The 2,481-nt window shown below is 39.1% G+C and carries 2 protein-coding genes and 1 pseudogene; all 3 read left to right on the top strand.

The window, feature by feature from the left end; genetic code table 11:
• A partial coding sequence (locus UC75_RS22140; protein ID WP_228137451.1) for a DUF2345 domain-containing protein occupies positions 1-991 on the top strand: 991 nt, incomplete at its 5' end.
• Entirely contained in the window at positions 984-2,078 is a 1,095-nt protein-coding gene (locus UC75_RS16525; RefSeq protein WP_049838210.1) for a DUF2515 family protein, read from the top strand. The genes UC75_RS22140 and UC75_RS16525, both read left to right, overlap by 8 nt.
• Before the next feature lie 25 nt (positions 2,079-2,103).
• Positions 2,104-2,481, top strand: a pseudogene (locus tag UC75_RS22145) (hypothetical protein); the annotation flags it as partial.

Here is a 2,481-nt window from a genome sequence, read left to right on the forward strand (position 1 = left end):
AGAAAGCGATGGTCGTGGTGAAGGTTTTGAACTCAGAACTGACCAGTGGGGCGCGGTACGGGCAGGCAGTGGCTTACTCGTTAGTACTCATAAACAAGACCAAGCTCAAGGTGTACACCTTGAGGCAGCTGAGGCCAAACAACAAATTGAAGGCGGGCTTAACAATGCCAAGGCACTTAGTGAAGTTGCCAAAAATCAGCAAACTGACCCTTTAGAAAATTTAGAAAACCTAAAATCTTTTATTGAAAAACTTGAGCAGCAAGACAACGCAAAAGCCAAAACCTTTAAAGAGGCGATTATGTTGCTGGCGAGCCCAAATAGCATCGCGCTGAGCAGTAACGAAGACATTCACTTAAGCGCAGATGGGCAGCTAAACCAAACTGCCGGAGACAGCATTAACCTGTCTACCCAAAAGAACCTGATTACACACGCTCAAAATAAAATCAGCCTTTTTGCGGCTCAAGAAGGTGCAAGACTCTATGCAGGCAAAGGTAAAGTCGAGATACAAGCACAAGGCGATGGAGCAGATTTAATTGCCCGTAAAGCTGTTCAGGTGATTTCGACCGAAGACAAAATTGAGGCGACAGCAGCCAAAGAAATTGTGCTCACCGCAGGTGGCTCTCAAGTCAAAATTACTGGTTCGGGCATTTTTATGACTACGGGCGGCAAGTTTGAAGTGAAGGCTGGGCAGCATTTGTTTATGGGGGGAGCTGAAGTAGGCATGAACCTTCAAGGGTTACCCGCTTACGAAGCCTATAATGAGAGGTTCAAGATGTTATTACCTTCTGGTGAACCACTTTCATTTGTTGATTACAAGATATCTTCTGAAGGTAAAGAAATTTTTGCTAACGCAGATAAGAAAGGTCAAACCAAAGAAATACATAGCCCTAAAGAACAGGGTCTTAAGCTGGATTTGTTATGGTTGGATCTAGAAACAGTAGATGAAACGGAAGTTTGGGTAGATCCAGCGCAAGGAAGTAAAAATGTCTAACAGTTTAGATTGGAATAGTAAAACGAACATAAGTGAACATAGTTGTAAGGACGCTCACTGTGACTGTTTGACATTTTGGGAAATATACCAGCAAGAAGCGATCAAGAGATTATCTAACTTACAAAAAGCGAATAACTATAAACTTGAGCCAGGATATGAGGCTAGAGCAAGAAGAATCGCCTCTGTATATGCCAAAATATTTTTAGAAATAGAGCTCGGTGGGAATAAGAACCTTTTGGGGCGATATTATTGGATGGGCTTAGGAGCTTTTGCCTCAAAAACAGTTGCAACTATATTCAAGCATTGGGGGAGTCTGCTTGGCTATAATGCCGGTGTACAAGAGGCTATAAATCTTTTTGCTCGTGGCAATTTGTGGTTGTTTATGGATATTGCTCCTTGGCATTTAGCTTGGAGTGCATCTTCAGAATCTTTTAAGAGTTGTAAAGGTACGCGAGATACTAGTACTTTCAAATTTGTTAAGCCAGCATTAATGAATTTGCCATGGTCATCGTGTTTACCGAGTATTAAAAATTTAAAGGTGACGAAAGAAATTAGAAAGGCTTTTGCTCTATTACCTGAAATTGAGAAAGCTTTTGCGAATGAAAAAAGTGAACAAAAAAAATTTAAAATTGCTAAAGATGATTTATTTGCGCATTTAATGTTTATTGCTGTACAGGAGCAACATAATATTCTTCAAGTTGTTGTTTGGGAAAATACATCAGTTAAATTTGGCGCGTGGATGCAACGTTGGTTTATAGGTATGCCAGATGCTACACTTGTTTTATCAAGTGATTATAGTGTAGACGCGGTAAAAAAGAATTGGTTTGGTAATTACACAGGTAGTAAAGCTGATCAATTAGTAGAGCTAAAAGAGGATGTTTATATTGCTCCTCTCAAGGATACGATTGCTGAAGATTATGATAGTCGTATGAAATGGATTGGTAAAGCAGCTGAAAAATATCACCGTTTAATGCTTGATGAAAAAGGTCGGCCATTTTTACAACAAGAATTGAAAACCATTTCTAAATGGGGAAATAGCAAAGCCGATTTTAAAATACATTCAAGTAGTAATGAAGGGAAGGTGTGATGCTAGACAAGGCTGGAAACTTATCATGAAAAACTATTTATCTTTATTTATCTGCATTATTACATGCATCTTTTTAACTTCTTGTAAGCCCGCAAATAATACTACCCAAGGAAATAAGTCGATGAACCAAAATCAAGATGTAATAGCCCTTCATTTTGGTGAACAAGGCATGCAGGATTTTAGTAAAAATAGTACTACGCCAGTTGATCGTCAGCCTGCAGGGATGAATTTTTTATCATTAGATTGGACTCCACCAAAACTAGGTCGAGTACGTGTGATTACTGAAAAGAGTAATTTAGAAATTGAAAATGTGATCAGTGTGCTAGGTACACAAGTAGCTCGACGAAGCAATGATGGTATTCAAATCATGGACATTAATGCTAGCTTGCATCCAAATGAATAT

The organism is Acinetobacter sp. V2 (assembly GCF_001188385.1).
Classification (GTDB): domain Bacteria; phylum Pseudomonadota; class Gammaproteobacteria; order Pseudomonadales; family Moraxellaceae; genus Acinetobacter; species Acinetobacter oleivorans.

Excerpts from the sequence above, each read along its gene's own strand:
- UC75_RS16525 (WP_049838210.1), top strand. The coding sequence starts at position 984 with ATGTCTAACAGTTTAGATTGGAATAGTAAAACGAACATAAGTGAACAT.